General features: G+C 59.0%; 14 protein-coding genes. 10 read left to right on the top strand and 4 right to left on the bottom strand.

Features of this window, described 5'->3' with window-relative positions:
* Positions 1–394 precede the first annotated feature (394 nt).
* Together ORL50_RS24005 and ORL50_RS24000 are read left to right on the top strand one after the other, a co-directional pair.
* Complete coding sequence (locus ORL50_RS24005; protein WP_266018625.1) at positions 395–2,053, top strand: nitrite/sulfite reductase; 1,659 nt, start codon at positions 395–397, stop codon at positions 2,051–2,053.
* Entirely contained in the window at positions 2,037–2,531 is a 495-nt protein-coding gene (locus ORL50_RS24000; RefSeq protein ID WP_266018624.1) for a DUF934 domain-containing protein, read from the top strand. Before ORL50_RS24005 ends, ORL50_RS24000 begins: the two co-directional genes overlap by 17 nt.
* Before the next feature lie 57 nt (positions 2,532–2,588).
* Here ORL50_RS24000 and ORL50_RS23995 read toward each other — a convergent pair whose 3' ends face one another.
* On the bottom strand, positions 2,589–6,494 hold the full coding sequence (locus ORL50_RS23995) for a dermonecrotic toxin domain-containing protein (RefSeq protein ID WP_266018623.1): 3,906 nt from the start codon (positions 6,492–6,494) through the stop codon (positions 2,589–2,591).
* Between the two features lie 200 nt (positions 6,495–6,694).
* A complete protein-coding gene (gene sohB / locus ORL50_RS23990; RefSeq protein WP_266018622.1) occupies positions 6,695–7,717 on the bottom strand; it encodes a protease SohB in 1,023 nt (340 codons plus the stop codon).
* A gap of 206 nt (positions 7,718–7,923) precedes the next feature.
* Between sohB and ORL50_RS23985 the strand changes: the two genes are divergently transcribed.
* The 6 genes from ORL50_RS23985 (at position 7,924) to ORL50_RS23960 (ending at position 14,484) form a co-directional block, all read left to right on the top strand.
* Positions 7,924–8,634 carry a histidine phosphatase family protein gene (locus ORL50_RS23985; RefSeq protein WP_266018620.1) on the top strand — a complete coding sequence of 237 codons (711 nt, stop codon included), beginning with the start codon at positions 7,924–7,926 and terminating at the stop codon, positions 8,632–8,634.
* A 64-nt stretch (positions 8,635–8,698) separates the two neighbouring features.
* On the top strand, positions 8,699–9,013 hold the full coding sequence (locus tag ORL50_RS23980) for an SCP2 sterol-binding domain-containing protein (protein WP_008154977.1): 315 nt from the start codon (positions 8,699–8,701) through the stop codon (positions 9,011–9,013).
* 304 nt (positions 9,014–9,317) lie between these two features.
* Positions 9,318–11,165 carry an amidohydrolase gene (locus ORL50_RS23975; protein ID WP_266018680.1) on the top strand — a complete coding sequence of 616 codons (1,848 nt, stop codon included), beginning with the start codon at positions 9,318–9,320 and terminating at the stop codon, positions 11,163–11,165.
* A gap of 118 nt (positions 11,166–11,283) precedes the next feature.
* Positions 11,284–12,147: a LysR family transcriptional regulator gene (locus tag ORL50_RS23970; RefSeq protein WP_266018615.1), complete on the top strand. Its 864-nt coding sequence runs from the start codon at positions 11,284–11,286 to the stop codon at positions 12,145–12,147.
* Positions 12,148–12,253: 106 nt separating this feature from the next.
* Complete coding sequence (locus tag ORL50_RS23965; RefSeq protein ID WP_266018614.1) at positions 12,254–13,399, top strand: sterol desaturase/SRPBCC family protein; 1,146 nt, start codon at positions 12,254–12,256, stop codon at positions 13,397–13,399.
* On the top strand, positions 13,396–14,484 hold the full coding sequence (locus ORL50_RS23960) for an SMP-30/gluconolactonase/LRE family protein (protein ID WP_266018612.1): 1,089 nt from the start codon (positions 13,396–13,398) through the stop codon (positions 14,482–14,484). Before ORL50_RS23965 ends, ORL50_RS23960 begins: the two co-directional genes overlap by 4 nt.
* Before the next feature lie 43 nt (positions 14,485–14,527).
* Here the strand turns inward: ORL50_RS23960 and ORL50_RS23955 are convergent, their stop codons facing one another.
* Positions 14,528–14,767: a DUF465 domain-containing protein gene (locus ORL50_RS23955; protein WP_266018610.1), complete on the bottom strand. Its 240-nt coding sequence runs from the start codon at positions 14,765–14,767 to the stop codon at positions 14,528–14,530.
* Positions 14,768–14,975: 208 nt separating this feature from the next.
* Between ORL50_RS23955 and ORL50_RS23950 the strand changes: the two genes are divergently transcribed.
* A complete protein-coding gene (locus tag ORL50_RS23950; RefSeq protein WP_266018608.1) occupies positions 14,976–15,497 on the top strand; it encodes a DUF4142 domain-containing protein in 522 nt (173 codons plus the stop codon).
* A 59-nt stretch (positions 15,498–15,556) separates the two neighbouring features.
* Here ORL50_RS23950 and ORL50_RS23945 read toward each other — a convergent pair whose 3' ends face one another.
* On the bottom strand, positions 15,557–15,826 hold the full coding sequence (locus ORL50_RS23945; protein ID WP_266018607.1) for a hypothetical protein: 270 nt from the start codon (positions 15,824–15,826) through the stop codon (positions 15,557–15,559).
* A gap of 213 nt (positions 15,827–16,039) precedes the next feature.
* On the opposite strand from ORL50_RS23945, the gene ORL50_RS23940 reads away from it, so the two are divergent.
* Positions 16,040–16,891 (top strand): STAS domain-containing protein, encoded by an 852-nt coding sequence (locus tag ORL50_RS23940; protein WP_266018606.1) that lies wholly within the window; start codon positions 16,040–16,042, stop codon positions 16,889–16,891.
* Positions 16,892–16,893: the final 2 nt, after the last annotated feature.

The following is a 16,893-nucleotide window of genomic DNA, read 5'->3' as shown; positions in this document are numbered from 1 at the left end:
GACCCAGAAAACAGCAGTGCCCACGACCAGGATGATCAGGAACAAAATGGCCCAGGCATCCACCGTACTGTCGGGTTTTGAAGCTTTGGTAGGGTTGCTCATTGCATCGCCTCTTGTCGGTTTTATCGGTGATCGCAGGAAGACTCGCTCACAGTTAAGACGATGATTGCCCACACCACAAACGTGGGTTTAGTAACAACGATTCTCGTTAGTCGTTTTGGTTCTTTACATATACTCAAACATCACTTTTGCGCATAACTACAAACTGGTATCTTGCCCCGGCTCCGTTGGGAGTGCGCGGCCGTGCGCGCAGAATTGCCGAGGCAGTATCGGACTTCAGCAAGCCACACATGCAGCTGGAACCGACCGGCCCAAGCCTGAGAACAGGACTTATATGTACGTATACGACGAGTACGATCAGCGGATCATCGAGGACCGCGTCAAGCAGTTCCGTGATCAGACCCGACGCTATCTGGCAGGCGAGCTGAGCGAAGAAGAATTCCGCCCCCTGCGCCTGCAAAATGGCCTTTATATCCAGCGTTTCGCGCCGATGTTGCGAGTCGCCGTGCCTTACGGCCAGCTGACTTCGCGCCAGACGCGAATGATGGCCAAGATAGCCCGCGACTATGACAAGGGCTATGCCCACATCAGCACCCGGCAGAACGTGCAGTTCAACTGGCCGGCGCTGGAAGACATCCCGGATATCCTGGCGGAACTGGCCACCGTGCAGATGCACGCGATCCAGACCAGCGGCAACTGCCTGCGCAACGTCACCACCGACCAGTTTGCCGGTGTCGCGTTCGACGAGCTGATCGATCCGCGCCCATGGTGCGAGATTGTCCGCCAGTGGACCACTTTCCACCCTGAATTCGCCTACCTGCCGCGCAAATTCAAGATCGCGATCAACGGGTCGACCTCCGACCGTGCCGCCATTGAAGTGCATGACATTGGCCTGGAGCCGGTGCACAACGCTGCGGGCGAGCTCGGTTTCCGCGTGCTGGTCGGCGGCGGCTTGGGCCGTACCCCGGTGGTCGGCGCGTTCATCAACGAATTCCTGCCATGGCAGGACCTGTTGAGCTACCTCGATGCCATTCTGCGTGTCTACAACCGCTACGGTCGTCGTGACAACAAGTACAAGGCGCGGATCAAAATCCTCGTCAAGGCGCTGACCCCTGAAGTTTTCGCGCAGAAAGTCGACGCGGAAATGGAGCACCTGCGCGGTGGCCAGACCACCTTGACCGAAGCGGAAGTGCATCGGGTGGCCAAGCACTTCGTCGACCCTGAGTACCAGGCGCTGGACGACCAGAGCGCGGCGTTGGCCGAGCTCGACCAGCAGCACCCAGGCTTCGCCCGCTGGCGTACGCGCAACACCCTGACGCACAAGAAGCCAGGTTATGTCGCTGTCACCTTGTCGCTCAAACCTACCGGCGTGGCCCCGGGTGACATCACTGACAAACAGTTGGATGCCGTAGCGGATCTGGCCGACCGTTATTCGTTCGGTCAACTGCGCACATCCCATGAACAGAACATCATCCTGGCCGACGTCGAGCAGAGCCGCTTGTTCGAAATGTGGGGGCAACTGCGCGAGCAAGGGTTCGCCACGCCGAACATCGGTCTGTTGACCGATATCATCTGCTGCCCTGGCGGTGACTTCTGCTCTCTGGCTAACGCCAAGTCGATCCCAATCGCCGAATCGATCCAGCGTCGCTTCGACAACCTGGACTACCTGTTCGACATCGGCGAGCTGGACCTGAACATCTCGGGTTGCATGAACGCCTGCGGTCACCACCACGTCGGCCACATCGGCATTCTCGGGGTGGACAAGAAAGGCGAAGAGTTCTACCAGGTCTCCCTGGGAGGCAGCGCCAGCCGCGATGCGAGCCTGGGCAAGATCCTTGGCCCATCCTTCGCCCAGGAAGCCATGCCTGACGTGATCGAAAAGCTGATCAACGTGTACGTCGAGCAACGTACCGAAGACGAGCGCTTCATCGACACCTACCAGCGTATTGGCATCGACCTCTTCAAGGAGCGCGTCTATGCAGCGAATCATTAAGAACAACGCCGTCGTCGACGAAACCTGGCATTTGCTGTCCAAGGATTTCAATATCGACGAGATCAGCAACTGCGACGACCTGATTGTCCCGTTGCAACTGTGGCGCGAACACAGCCGCATGCTCAAGGCACGCGATGGCGGCCTGGGTGTGTGGCTGGATGCCGATGAAGAAGCCGAGGAAATCGGTGAAGACGTGGAAGGCTTCCAGGTTATTGCCTTGAACTTCCCCGCCTTCACCGATGGCCGCAACTACTCCAACGCCCGCCTGCTGCGTGACCGTTACGGTTTTAAAGGCGAACTGCGGGCGATTGGCGACGTGCTGCGCGACCAGTTGTTCTACCTGCACCGCTGCGGTTTTGATGCGTTTGCAATTCGTGCCGACAAAGACCCGTACGAAGCCCTGGAAGGACTCAAGGACTTCTCCGTGACTTACCAGGCCGCCACCGACGAACCGCTACCGCTGTTTCGTCGCCGGTAAATGATAGAAAGCCTTGAACCCGGGCCCGGGTTCAAGGCGTGCTGCACCCAGTCGCTCCTACAGCAGATCGTCTATCGCAATGGGTCTGCCCATCTGCACCCAGTCCCTGTACAACCTGACCCTGTCCTCCAGACGCATGAAGCTCACGAATGGATTTTCAGCGTCAAGCGCTGATATCGCTATATCCCGGCTGACCAGCCCCCATAATTCGTTCGAAGCATCAGCCTGATCAAGCAAGTTCCATATCCGCGCCTGAAGCGCCGGGTAGCTCACCTGAAAGTCGGCAGTACGCCCCAACGCCTCGAACGTTCGTAAAAAGCGAGTAGCGCCGGGCTTCGCTTGCAAGCGTTGCCGCAGCAGTCGCTTAAGCTCCAGCTGCGCTTCGGGAAGCCGCTGCAGCCAAATGCCGGGTTGCCCCCCATCCGCGATTGGCGCGCTCAACCAGAGGTTGATGCCGGTTTGCTCGCGATGAGCGACGATACGCTGCAGAGTGGACTCATCCGTCAGCGCATTACCCCACAACTGCACACGATCCCTGGCTACTGCCTGAGCAAACACTTCCTCAGGGATGCGGGTGAGTCGGTTATTGCTCAGGTCCAGGAGCTGCAACTGCGGCTGGTCCGATAGACCCAACGGGCAGCGGGTAATACCGGTGTGGCTCAGGTTCAGCTGGCGTAACTCGGTCAGCCCCATGATCACCGGAGGTCTACCCAAAGGGTTATTGCTCAAATCCAGTACTTGCAGGTGAGCCAGGTCAGCCAGCTGGCCTGCCGCTTGTTCGGTCAATACCAACTCGGTCGACTTGAGGCTCAGTGAGGTGAGGTTGAGCATGCTGGGAATAGACCGTGGCAAGACGCCCTCCCACACGCCCCGAACGTATATCATCTGCAGGCCGGCACCTTCCATGTTCAAGGTTCGCAGATTGGGAAAACACTCCAGGAAACCGTCCAGCCCTTCAGGAAGGGTCAGCCGGAATTTCTGCATCGACAGCTCGATGACGTCGGTAAACTTCGCGCTCAGCCTCGGCAGGCTATGAAACTCCTCGAAGTCCAGTTCCAGTTTGTAACCGAGGAACTGCTCTCCATCATATAAGCGGCTCTCTGCATGCCCGCGCTTTTGCCACAGGCTCATCAGCTCGGTGGCCAGTTCGATCCGCGCCTCGCGCTCATAATGTGCGGCCGTTTCGACCCGCTCGATGTTCTCCTCCTCGATTTGCGCCGCGTCCATCCCTTGTGCCGCCTCATCGCCTGCGCCCAGAAGCTCAACCTCCAGATCGCCAACGTCATGCCGGACCTGGTTGATCCAGGCGGTCAAGTCGACATTGACTTGTGCGAGCTTTATTTGCAGCTGCCTCAGTGCTTCCAGAGGTCCGGTGCCCAGGCGTTGCACAAACTCACTGGCCTGCGCGGCGGTGAAATCCGGGTAAATCGACTTGAGCTGAAGCAACCCGATATCGTGCGATTGAGAGATCGCCTCGCCCTGAGCGGTCATCGGATAACCACCGCCTTGCAGTCCTTGCGCGTCAAAGGTCAAGCCGGAGTCGATACGGTCAAGTCCGGTCTTGAGCTCGGAACGCGTAAGCAGACGCTCGCTGATTTTATGCTGCAGATCCCGCACCGGCTCAACAGTCTCCAACTCCAGCGCCGAGCGCTGCGCTTCTGGCAGGACGTCGAAAACGGCCTGATAGATATCGTTGGTATCTTGCTGAGGAAGTCCCTGGGCATCGTACCTTTGGTAGCGCTTGCCTATTTTTACCAGAGACCTGCGAACAGGAGCATTAATCGGACCGACATGGTCCAGGAGTCTGCCACCCGCGCTCCCCTCAATCACTTCGAGACGAAACGCCTTGGACCAACCAGGCAGCGCTTTGAGTGAGTGCAGGACCAGTGAGTCGGTTTCCGGGTTGTCGATTGACTTGAGGAAAAGCCCTTCATAGGCGCGATTGAGCCGTACGTGCTGTTGATACTCGGTCGCCTTGCCATCCAACTGACTGAGCATACGCCTGGCCTCATCCACTGCCGGTGGCGCTTGAATATCCACACCTGACCGGTCGAGAATTTGTTCAATGGCATTTTTCGGCAAGCCTGGGTACTGACGCTGAAACAACCGGACCCATGCATGCTCACTTTCCTGGAGAGCGTCGTAGCGCGCCTGGAAAAGCTGCGCCCGGGTAGTGGCGGGATTCGCCTGCGGGATGAAGTCCTGAAGATCCTGATCAATCCGGAAGCGGCTGATCGTATCGGCCAACAGCGGTGTCGGTGGGCGTCCGGCCCGCATCAGGCGCAGCATGTCGTCGTCGACCGTACTGACTCTGCCAATCTGCTCCAGCACTTCATCGCTGAATGACGCAACTTCGGCGCCGATTCCACGGATCAAATCTACGCGGGTCCGGGTTGCTGGCAGTGGCTCTATCGTTGGTCTATCGACGACGGGTAAATCGTCCTTGAGCAACGGCTCCGCGGCCACCTCGGCATCGGCAACACCTTCGCTTTCAATTGCGGCGCCAGCTCCCAACACCATCGGCAGCGCATTGAGCAAACCGAATACCGTACGAGTGACGCCTGCTGACATATCTTCGGGATTCTTGCCGTTTACAGCCTGGTCCAGGCCATATCCGGCATCGATGATGCCCGCCAACGCCAGCAAACCTTCACCACCGGGCACGAACAAGGCCAACGGCCCGAACTTGTTCACCCATTGCACGATGGGTTCGACCACTGCGCTCAGGTTATCCCGGTTGACCTGGGCATCATCGCGAATGGTCTCGATACTCGCTATTGCCGCCAGTTTCATACTCACGACCAGTTGCGCGAAAGGATCGGTGCCTCTGGGTGCAACCTCGAAATGCAGGTAGTCGGCAGGATCCCAATAACCATCATCGTTGAAAAAACCATGGCCCTTTTGCAAACGGTGTTGGTTGGGGTAAATCGCCATTCCATCCAATGCCGTCAGCACACCCGCATGGAATGTGCCGTCCTGTTGATCGCCCTCGGCAAAATGTGCGGCCAACGCGCGTTTTGTCTGCGCATTTCTGCCCTGCTGCACAACCCAGCCATGAAACGCGTTGGCGTCGACGAAATCGTGTAAAGGCGAAGAGTTGCCAGGGATGTACAACAGGATCCGCGACCCGCAGCGGCAGGTCCAGATATCAGTGGCGGTGTAGCGATAGATAATCAGCCGGCCGATTTCGACTATTTGGGGCACTCGTGTCGGCGCCTGCAGTTGCTCGATCTTCAGGTGTTCCCACTGCTGATCAGGCGCCAACCCGGCCATTTGCATCGCCAGCTCAAGACCTTTGCGAGTGAGGGTGTTTTCCCTGCTTTGCAAATAAGCCGTCATCACCAGCGCCGCTTTGACCGATGTACGCAGCGCATACGGCGCCGGTGCAACGATCACCTCGTCCGCTGGCCAGCTTCGCTCAACGTAGTCACGGTATTGGTCTTTGAGCTCGAGTTCCCATACCCACTGTTTGAAGTCGGCAGGCCTCAGGGCGATTTGCGTGAGTGGGCCATAGGCCTGCGGATCAGTTCGACGATAGATGCCTTCATAGGTGTCGTGGTTGCCACTGCCTACATAGGCAAACTCATCGACCTTATCGACTATCCGCACCTCTGGCCCGATGTCCGGGGGCGTGTATAAACCGAAACCGGTTTCCCCGAAGCGTCCGTCACCGACAGTCTGATAATTGGCCAACAACATTTGCGTCAGGCTTTGGCTGCTCGCTACCCGCCCCTGTTGGATACCGTTCTGCACAGGGTGGCCGTGATAGTTGTAGTCAAGGGTCACCAACCGTGCTGTCTGGGGGTCGACATCCTTTCCCCATCTCGCTTGTATCAGGCGGCCACCGAAATCCCCAGGCGATTGCGGCAGTGCGGTAGCAACGGCTGCCTGCAGTTCCTCACGCAACGGTAAGGCGGGCAGCGCATATTTGTCTGTAACGTGGTTTTCGTGCGATTCGGTCATTGTGCAATTCCTTTGCAGCTGATTCGGGAGCGTCCAGCCTAAACTGATCGCTTCCTTGGCAGCGCCGGAAAAGTCTCGAACAGACCGAGAAAAGCCAACAGGACAAGTCGGAAACCGCGCCCGAAAAAAAACCCCGAACCAAGCATTTACGCTTGAGTTCAGGGTTTGATGACTGGCAAAACATCAGCTTGCCAGGGGAGTTACCAGAAGCGCTGCTGAGTCAAACGACTCCACCATCCCAGCAATACGCGATCGATCGTGCCGCTCGCTGCCATGCCGATACGCTCCTGCAGGCTTTTACGTTCGGCGTAGTGCAAGTGGTAAAGCTCTGATTTTTTCGCCCGTTCGGAGAGGTATTCATCGCTGGTCTTGAGCTCGTCCACCAGTTGTTTGTCGAGTGCCGCAATACCGAGCCAGATTTCACCGGTGGCCACTTCGTCGATAGCCAGTTGCGGGCGATAACGCGAAACGAAGTTCTTGAACAGCTGATGGGTGATGTCCAGGTCCTCCTGGAATTTTTCCCGACCTTTTTCAGTATTTTCGCCAAACACCGTCAGGGTGCGTTTGTACTCGCCGGCGGTCAGCACCTCGAAATCGATATCGTGTTTCTTCAAAAGGCGATTGACGTTAGGCAACTGCGCCACCACGCCGATGGAGCCGAGGATGGCGAATGGCGCGCTGATGATCTTCTCGCCAATGCACGCCATCATGTAGCCGCCGCTTGCCGCAACCTTGTCGATGCACACGGTCAAGGGCACGCCCGCATCACGGATGCGCGCCAGTTGCGAAGACGCCAGGCCATAGCTGTGCACCATGCCGCCGCCGCTTTCCAGGCGCAGGACCACCTCATCCTTGGGCGTGGCCAGGGTCAGCAGGGCAGTGATCTCGTGACGCAGGCTTTCAGTGGCAGAAGCCTTGATGTCGCCATCGAAATCCAGCACGAACACCCGCGGCTTGGCCTCGGACTTCTTCTTTTGTTTCTTCTCGGTCTTGGCCTGAGACTTGCGCAGCGCCTTGAGCTGGTCCTTGTCGAGCAAGGTGTGTTCCAGGCGTTCGCGCAGCCCCTTGTAGAAATCATTAAGCTTGCTGACCTGCAATTGGCCGGCGGATTTGCGTCGACCCTTGCTGCGCAATGCCGCAAAACTGGCCAGGACCACCAGAATGGCGACCACCAGTGTCACGGTCTTGGCCAGAAAACTGGCGTACTCGGCAAAAAACTCCACAGCAACTCCTTTATTACTAAGCGCGGCATGCAACGCGCGCGGGGTGTTAACCAGCATACCCATGCGCCGGCTTGTCGGCCAGCCACGAAACCTGCAGTTACAGGCCTGGAACGAGCATTTCAAACAAGCGTATGTTTTTTCATTGACAGCACACCGTCATCCCCCATAACCTCGCCAGACCTTCAACGTACCGGGATGAAGCGGACGTGGGCAGCATCTATCTGATTCGACATGGCCAAGCCTCCTTTGGTGCAGACGATTATGACGTCCTGTCGCCGACCGGCGTGCGCCAGGCGCAAATCCTCGGCCAGCACCTGGCCGAACTGGGTATCAGCTTCGATCGCTGCCTGGCAGGTGACCTGCGCCGCCAGCAGGATACTGCCACTGGCGCCCTGCAACAGTTTGCGGCGGTTGGGCTACCTGTACCGATCCTGGAAACCGATCCGGCATTCAACGAGTTCGACGCCGATGCGGTGATTCGAGCATTACTGCCCGAGATGCTGCCGCAAGAGCCTGAAGCTCTGCACATCCTGCGCAACGCCGCGCAGAACCGCAGTGAATTCCAGCGCATTTTTGCGTTGATCATCGAGCGCTGGCTCGCGGGCACGTACGACACACCGGGCCTGGAAAGCTGGCTGGGGTTTGTCGAGCGGGTGCGGGCCGGGCTGCACCGGATCCTCGAGAGCGCCGACAACACCCAGAAAATCGCTGTGTTTACCTCCGGCGGGACCATCACTGCCCTGCTCCACCTGATCACCCAAATGCCTGCCCGGCAGGCCTTTGAACTGAACTGGCAAATCGTCAACACCTCGCTCAACCACTTGAAGTTCCGTGGACGCGAAGTGGCCCTGGCTTCCTTCAACAGCCATGCGCACCTGCAACTGTTGAAGGCCCCGGAACTCATCACCTTTCGCTGAGTCCGGATTATTGTGACCCTGGCTGTAATCACCCAGCTGTATTTCCCAAAAAAAGGATCGAACCATGACCTCCGTAGCTGATGCCGTACAAGCAATGAAAGCCAAGTTCAACCCAGCCGCTGCTGCCGGTCTGGACCTGGTCTTCGGTTTCCGCATCGACGACACCAAGAACTTTTCGCTGATCGTCAAGGACAGCACTTGCGAGCTGCAGGAAGGTGAAAACCCGGACGCCCAGGTGACCCTGGTGATGGACGGCGAAACCCTGGAAGGCATCGTCAGCGGCGAGACCGATGGCATGCAGGCGTTCATGGGCGGCAAATTGCGCGCTGAAGGCGACATGATGCTGGCGATGAAATTGTCCGAGCTGTTCCCGGCCTAAGCGATCCGGTCCCGACATTCGGGATGCGCCTGGCTGCAAACGAATCCCGCCCTTCGAGGCGGGATTTGTCGTTTATCGGGCCGGTGAAAAGGCCGGACGCGGATTTGCCGTCTATATTCCATCTGGCCGCATGCGTCAGACATCGGCTATTGGCCCCACGCTTGCTGGGAGAAATCTAGCGGAGAGCAACGCCATGAGTCCACCTGACGACCACGACGGATTTAACCGCCGTCGTGTACTGCAAGGCCTTTCGGCAGGCGCCGTCGGCGCCTGGATCAGCCCGCTGTTTGCAGGGAGTAAGACCATGCCCGATGCCCCCGCCGACCTCATTTTATACAACGGCCGCTTGCACACAGTCGATCGCAAGAAACCCCAGGCCAGTGCCGTGGCGATCAAGGACGGGCGTTTCGTGGTGGTTGGCAGCGATGCCCAGGCCATGGCTTTACAAGGTCCCGGAACGCAAATCGTCGACCTGCACGGGCGCACGGTGATCCCCGGTCTCAATGACTCGCACCTGCACCTGATTCGCGGCGGTTTGAACTACAACCTTGAACTGCGCTGGGAAGGCGTGCCGTCTCTGGCCGATGCCTTGCGTCTGCTCAAGGACCAGGCAGACCGCACGCCGACGCCACAATGGGTGCGCGTGGTCGGAGGCTGGAACGAGTTCCAGTTCGCCGAGAAACGCCTGCCCACTATTGAAGAATTGAACAAAGCCGCACCGGACACGCCGGTATTTGTCCTGCACCTCTATGACCGCGCCCTGCTCAACCGCGCGGCGTTGAAAGTCGTCGGCTACACCCGGGACACGCCCAACCCGCCAGGTGGCGAGATCCAGCGCGACGCCAATGGCGAGCCAACCGGCATGCTGATCGCTCGTCCCAACGCGATGATTCTTTATTCGACGTTGGCCAAGGGACCGAAGCTGCCACTGGAGTACCAGGTCAATTCCACCCGCCAGTTCATGCGCGAACTCAATCGCCTGGGTGTCACCAGCGCTATCGATGCCGGTGGCGGGTACCAGAATTACCCTGACGATTACCAGGTCATCCAGCAACTGGCCAGGGACAAACAACTTACGGTACGCATTGCCTACAACCTGTTCACCCAGAAGCCGAAGGAGGAGCTCAGCGATTTCAAGAACTGGACCAGCAGCTCCCGTTATGGCCAGGGCGATGACTTTCTACGGCACAACGGCGCCGGCGAAATGCTGGTGTTTTCCGCAGCGGATTTCGAGGACTTTCTCGAACCGCGCCCGGACCTGCCGCAAACCATGGAGCAGGAACTGGAACCGGTAGTGCGGCATCTGGTGGAACAGCGCTGGCCGTTCCGTCTGCATGCCACCTACAACGAATCCATCGGCCGCATGCTCGATGTATTCGAGAAGGTCAATCGCGATATCCCGTTCGCTGGGCTGCCGTGGTTTTTCGATCACGCTGAAACCATTACCCCGCAGAATATCGAGCGGGTGAAGGCGCTCGGCGGCGGCATTGCGATCCAGGATCGCATGGCGTTTCAGGGTGAGTATTTTGTCGACCGCTATGGTGCCAAGGCAGCTGAACACACCCCGCCCATCGCGCGAATGCTTGCCGAGGGCCTACCCGTCGGCGCCGGGACTGACGCCACCCGAGTGTCGAGCTATAACCCCTGGACGTCGCTTTACTGGCTGGTCAGTGGTCGCACCGTCGGTGGTCTGGAGCTGTATCCCCAAGGGCTGAGCCGCGATACCGCGCTGGAATTGTTCACCCACGGCAGCGCCTGGTTTTCTTCGGAACAGGGCAAAAAAGGCCAGATCAAGGTCGGGCAACTGGCTGACCTGATCGCGCTGTCCGCCGACTATTTTCACATCGAAGATGAAGCGGTGAAGTGGATCGAGTCGGTGTTGACGATTGTCGACGGTAAAATCGTCTACGGTACCGCCGAGTTCGCCAAGCTCGGTCCACCGCCAGTGCCGGTGGTGCCTGAATGGTCGCCGGTAGTCACAGTGCCCGGCCACTGGAAACCCTTGGCACCGCTTACCGCCCAGGTTCATCAATGCGTCGGCGCTTGTGCGGTGCACGCGCACAGCCACGAGCGAGCGCGATTGTCCTCGGCGCCGGTCAGTGATTTTCAGGGATTCTGGGGGGCGTTCGGGTGTTCGTGTTTTGCGTTCTGAGCGGCGCCCCTGACCCCGTGTAGGAGCCTGGCTTGCCAGCGATGGCGCCCGCAAGATCGCCGTCGCCACAGCCCGGCACTGCTCCTACAATGCCTGCACCTTCCGCACCGGTTGCCCCATGGACATCGACCTCGCTCGTACCTTCCTCGAAATCGTTCGTCACGGCAGCCTCGCCGCTGCCGCCGAGAAACTCCACGTCACCCAGACAGCCATCACCGCCCGGGTGCAGAAACTCGAGAGCCAGCTCGGTAGTACGCTGTTTGTGCGCAATCGCGCCGGCGCCCGCCTGACGCCCAACGGCGAGGCCTTTGTGGTGTATGCCAACCAGTTGGTGCAGACCTGGGAAGCGGCGCGCCGGGACTTGCCGTTGCCCGAGGGTTATCACAATGTGCTGCACATTGGCGGTGAGGTCAGCCTGTGCAACCCGCTGATGCTCGGCTGGGCCGGCGAACTGCGGGGGAAAATTCCCAGCCATGCGCTGCGTATGGAAGTCCGGGATGGCGAACACCTGCTGCGCCAACTCGAACTCGGGCTGCTGGACGCTGCGCTGGTGTTCCAGCCCGAGTACTGGCCGCGTTTGCAAGTCGAGCAGGTCCTGGAAGAAAAACTCATCCTGGTGCGGCTGGTGGCCAAACCCGACCCCTACGTCTACATCGACTGGGGTCCGGACTTTCGTCGCCAGCATGACGCGGCACTGCCGGAAAACGCCAAGGCCGCGATGAGCTTCAACCTCGGCCCACTCGGCCTGCAGTACATATTGGAAAACGGTGGCAGCGGTTATTTCCGCACTCGGGTAGTCCAGAGCTACCTTGAAAGTGGGGTCATGGAGAAAGTGCCGAAGGCGCCGGAATTCAATTACCCCACCTACCTGGTCTACTCCCGCGACCGCGATTCGGCAACGCTGCAACAGGCGTTCGACCTGCTGCGCGAAGTCATCAGGCGCGAGGGCGACTGGTCCCAACGCTGGGACCCGCTGACTTGAGAACAGGATGCACCGGAGCATGGCGTTTGTGCCATCGAGATCAGCCCGGCCAAAATCCTGGAATCGGCTAATCTGCTGGGGTTGACCATCATCCCGGGTGAATGCATTGAGGCAGACCACCGATACATTCCGCAGCCGCTACCGCGCCGCCGTGCACCCACGCTACAACCCATGGCTGCACGCAGCTTTTGTGCTGGGGTTCGGGCTGCTGGCCATAGGCGGGTTCTGGAGCACCGTGAGCCAGGTCCGGCCGCTGGAATGGCTGGCTGTGCCACTGACTCTGTTGCTGTTCAATGCTGGGGTCTACCTAGTGCATCGCCATCTCGGGCACCACAAAAAAAACTTCGCGCGCATGTTTTATGCCCGTCACGCCGGCGACCACCACAGCTTCTTCACCCCTGGGCACATGGCCTACGACAGCGCCCGGGACTGGCGAGTAATCCTGTTTCCGGCGTGGCTGATCGTTTTGCACACGACGGTCATCACCGTGCCTCTGTGGTGGCTGCTGGCGCAGATCAATACCAACGTGGCCGGCCTGTTCGGCGGCTGCCTGGTGCTCGGCTATCTCGCCTATGAAGTGTTCCACGCCTGTGAACATCTGCCGCCGAGCAACCGCCTGACCCGGCTGCCGTGGATTCGCCAGATGCGCCGCCTGCACGAACTGCATCACCGCCGGGAGTTGATGCAGGAACGCAATTTCAACATCGTTTTGCCCCTGATGGATTACCTGTTCGGCACCCTGTACTGGGAACCTGAACACCTCACCCCGCCCCTGACGAGTAGGCCCATGACCCGCATGCAGCATCAAGTCGCTATCGCCGGTAATCCGATTGAAGTTCTGGCTTACGCCAGCACGGTGACTCGCTGGCCGGAGTGGCATCCCTCGTCCCTCAAGGTCGCAGGCCAGGCCGGCCCCTTGCATGCGGGCTCACGCTTTGAGGAAGACATCCGCGCGGGTGGGCGTGATGGCCACCTGAGCTGGCTGGTCGAGGAATATCTGCCGGGACGTCGCTGGAGTGCCCGGGCGCAGGATGGCAAAGGCCTGTTGCTGGTGGTCACCTACGAATGCGCGGCCGAAGGCGATGGCACGCGGTTTATCCGCACCCTGGAGTATCAGTTCGAGGGCCTGGCGATGCGCCTGGCCAATCAGTTATTGCTCAAGCGCCGCATCGAGCGCGAGTCTGCGCACTCGCTGCAAGCCCTGCGAGACAGAGCGCAACAATACTTGACCCCGGTGGGAGCCACCGCGTGAGTCGATCCTTGAGGTTTCGTCATGTTGTGGTGTTGGTGCTGGTGGCCATTGCCGCGTTCCTGTTGCTGATGCCGACCAAGGTGCAGCCGGTGGCCTGGAACCCGCCTGCGGCACCTTCGCTAACCAGTGGTGTGTATGCCGACAACCAGCGACTCAAAGCGGTGGAGCCCGTCGGTGCCGTGAACATCGAAGGGCCGGAGGCCTTGCTGCTGGAAGACAGCGCCCTGATCACCGGGCTGCATGACGGTCGGTTGATCCGCACCAGCCTCGACGGCAAGACCACCAAGGTCTTGGCCGACACCGGTGGCCGGCCTTTGGGCCTGGCGCGGCATCCCAATGGTTTGCTGGTGATAGCCGACGGGGTCAAGGGGCTGCTGTCCCTGGACGCCCAAGGACGCCTGATCCCGTTGGCCACTGAGGCCAACGGCGTGCCCTTTGGTTTTACCGACGATGTGGCCATCGACAAATCCGGGCATTACGCCTATTTCAGTGATGCTTCCAGCCGGTTCGGCTATGGCAGCGATGGCGATGCGATCATTGAGCACGGGGGTGACGGCCGCTTGCTGCGTTATGACTTCCAGACCGGCAAGACGACCGTGCTGCTGGACCAGCTGCAGTTCGCCAACGGCGTAACCCTGGGCCCGGACGACAGCTTCGTACTGGTCAACGAGACAGGCGCTTATCGCATCAGCCGTTACTGGCTGAGCGGGCCGAAAGCCGGCACTCATGATGTGTTCATCGACAACCTGCCGGGGTTGCCGGACAACCTGTCGTTCAATGGCGAGAACCGCTTTTGGGTGGCGCTTTACTCCCCGCGCAACGCCCTGCTGGATGCCACGGCACCGCATCCGTTCGTGCGCAAGGTGATTGCCCGGGCCCTGAGCGTACTGCCCAAGCCGGTGGAAAAGCGTGGGTTCGTCCTTGGGCTGGATTTGGAGGGTAAGGTGATTACCAATTTGCAGGATGGCAGCCGCGACAATTATTCGCCGATCACGACCGTGCGCGAGTACGGTGAATGGTTGTACTTCGGGTCGTTGAAGGCCGATCACATGGTGCGCTTGCCGCTGGCCAAGGCACTTCAGTAGCTGCAGGAGCCAACTTGCTGCGGGCTCCTGCAGGTTAGGGTTCTTAAGGTGCCTGAAGTTGCTTGACGATCTTGTCCTTGACCTGCAAACGCTTCTCCTTGAGCTTCTTCAGCGCATCATCGCTGGGCGCGTCCGACTGGGCGGTCTCGGCCTTCACCACGTCGGCATCGGCTTGTGAATACTTGTTGATCAGTGAATCCAGTAATGGATCCTTGGTGCGTTTTTGCTGGATCTCTTCCTTGGTCAGTTTCAGGTCCTGATACAGATCGTGGGTCACCGGCATGGAACACCTCCGTTTCGTTGATCGGCAGTAAACGCGATCAATTGCGTTCACCAACTACCAGAATGGCCTCGGTTGACCGGTTCTGTCGATACCGGGCATGTCCGTTCGTCGTCCTGGCTCAAACGCGATAAAACCTTTAGCCATTCGTCGACCTCCATTCATTAACGATCAACGGATCGCTCATAAAAACCTGTGTGGAGAATGATCAATGGACGGATTCACCCTGCGTAACCTGGCACTGGCCGTAGCGTTGAGCGCTGGCATGGGCTCGGCGTTTGCCGCGACCGACAATGACTTCGTCGACAATGCCGCTGCAGGCGGGATTGCCGAAATCGAAACCAGCCGCCTGGCCCTGGAGAAAAGCTCGTCGGCTGACATCAAGGCTTTTGCCAATATGATGATCACCGACCATTCCAAAGCCAACGATGAATTGGCGGCGCTGGCACAGAAAAACGATATCGAAGTACCGGACACTACGACGCTGGTGAAGCAAGCCAAGGAAAAGATTCTTGAAGTGCGCGATGAATCCTTCGATGCCGCCTACGCCAACAATCAGGTGAAGGCTCACGAAGAAACGATCGAGCTGTTCAAGAAGCAAGCCAACACCGTGACTGACGACAAAGTCAAAGGCGCCACCGAGCTGAAGGCCTTCGCGCAAAAAATGCTGCCCGCGCTGGAAAAACATCTGGCTGAAGCCAAGAAGCTGCAAGCCGCTCACCCGAGCAAATAAGCTGTTGGACAAAAAAAGGCCGCATCCCAGGATGCGGCCTCTTTGTGTGCGGTCAGCGCCTAGCCGCCATCGGTGTCGATATCACCATCGGTGTCATCGCCTGGCTGGGCTCGGTCAGGCTGCGGTTTGAAGCCCGGGCTGAATTCGTTGTCGTTATCGTCGTGCTGGTTTTTTTGATCCACCGCCGAGTCGGCGCTGTCCGGTGCGCTGGTCGGTGCGCTGGTCGGCTGTTGCGAAGCAGCGCCGTCGCCGGGAGTCTGTGGGTCTATCGCCGGATCATTGCGGTCCACCGCTTGATCCTGCTGCTGCGTCATCGAGTCGTCTTTCATAGGTACCTCGTTAATCAGTACACGGCAGGCTGAAACAGTCGCCTTGTAGATTCGAATCCGCGCCTGCCACAACGTTCAATCGATGATCACCTACGCTGTGTGAGATGATAAATAACTGCGCAGCAGGACAACTATTTCGAACGGCAAATGTCACTGCTTTGCGCCGATCCAAAATTTTCGTAATCGGCCAACAATTTCAAGGAGTTCAGGCACATGGCGGCACTGCAGACCAGCACACTCGAAGCAATGAAGACCAACCACAATCAACTGTTGGCTGACTGGACCCAACGCCTGGAAACCAACGGCGCCTCACGCAACGTGAAGGAACAGGACCTCAAGCAACAGACTGCGGAATTGCTGCAGTTGATCGTCGCCGGCCTGGAAAAAGGCAATGGCCAGAACGTCGCGGCACCCGGTTGGGACGAAATCCGCCTGTTCCTCGAGAAGCTGTCTCACAGCCGTGCCCTGCTCGGCCAGGACTCCCATCAGACGGCCAGCTTCATCTTCTCGCTCAAGGGCCCGCTGTTTGCGATGCTGCAAAATCATTACCAGGACAACCCGGCGCTGCTGGCCGAACAGCTGTGGGAAGTCTCCGAGCTGCTCGACTCCCTGGGCATGCATACCATCCGCACTTTTCAGAAGTCCCGCGAAGCGGTGATCAAGCGTCAGCAGGAAGAATTGCTGGAACTGTCGACGCCGGTGGTCAAGCTCTGGGATGGCGTACTGGCCCTGCCAATGATTGGCACCCTGGATTCGCAACGCACCCAGGTGGTGATGGAATCTTTGCTGCAGCGCATCGTCGACACCGGCTCGGAAATCGCCATCATCGACATCACCGGCGTGCCAACGGTCGATACCCTGGTGGCCCAACATCTGCTCAAGACCGTCACGGCGATTCGCCTGATGGGCGCCGATTGCATCATCAGTGGCGTGCGTCCGCAGATCGCCCAGACCATCGTGCACCTGGGGCTGGACCTGCAAGGCGTCGTCACCAAGGCCAACCTGGCCGACGCGCTGAAACTGGCCCTGACCCGCCTGGGGTTGTCTGTCAACAAGGCGGGTTAAGC

Source organism: Pseudomonas sp. RIT-562 (assembly GCF_026241895.1).
GTDB lineage: Bacteria > Pseudomonadota > Gammaproteobacteria > Pseudomonadales > Pseudomonadaceae > Aquipseudomonas > Aquipseudomonas mandelii_F.
The sequence above is the reverse complement of the archived record's forward strand: the minus strand, read 5'-3'. Positions and strand labels throughout refer to the sequence as shown.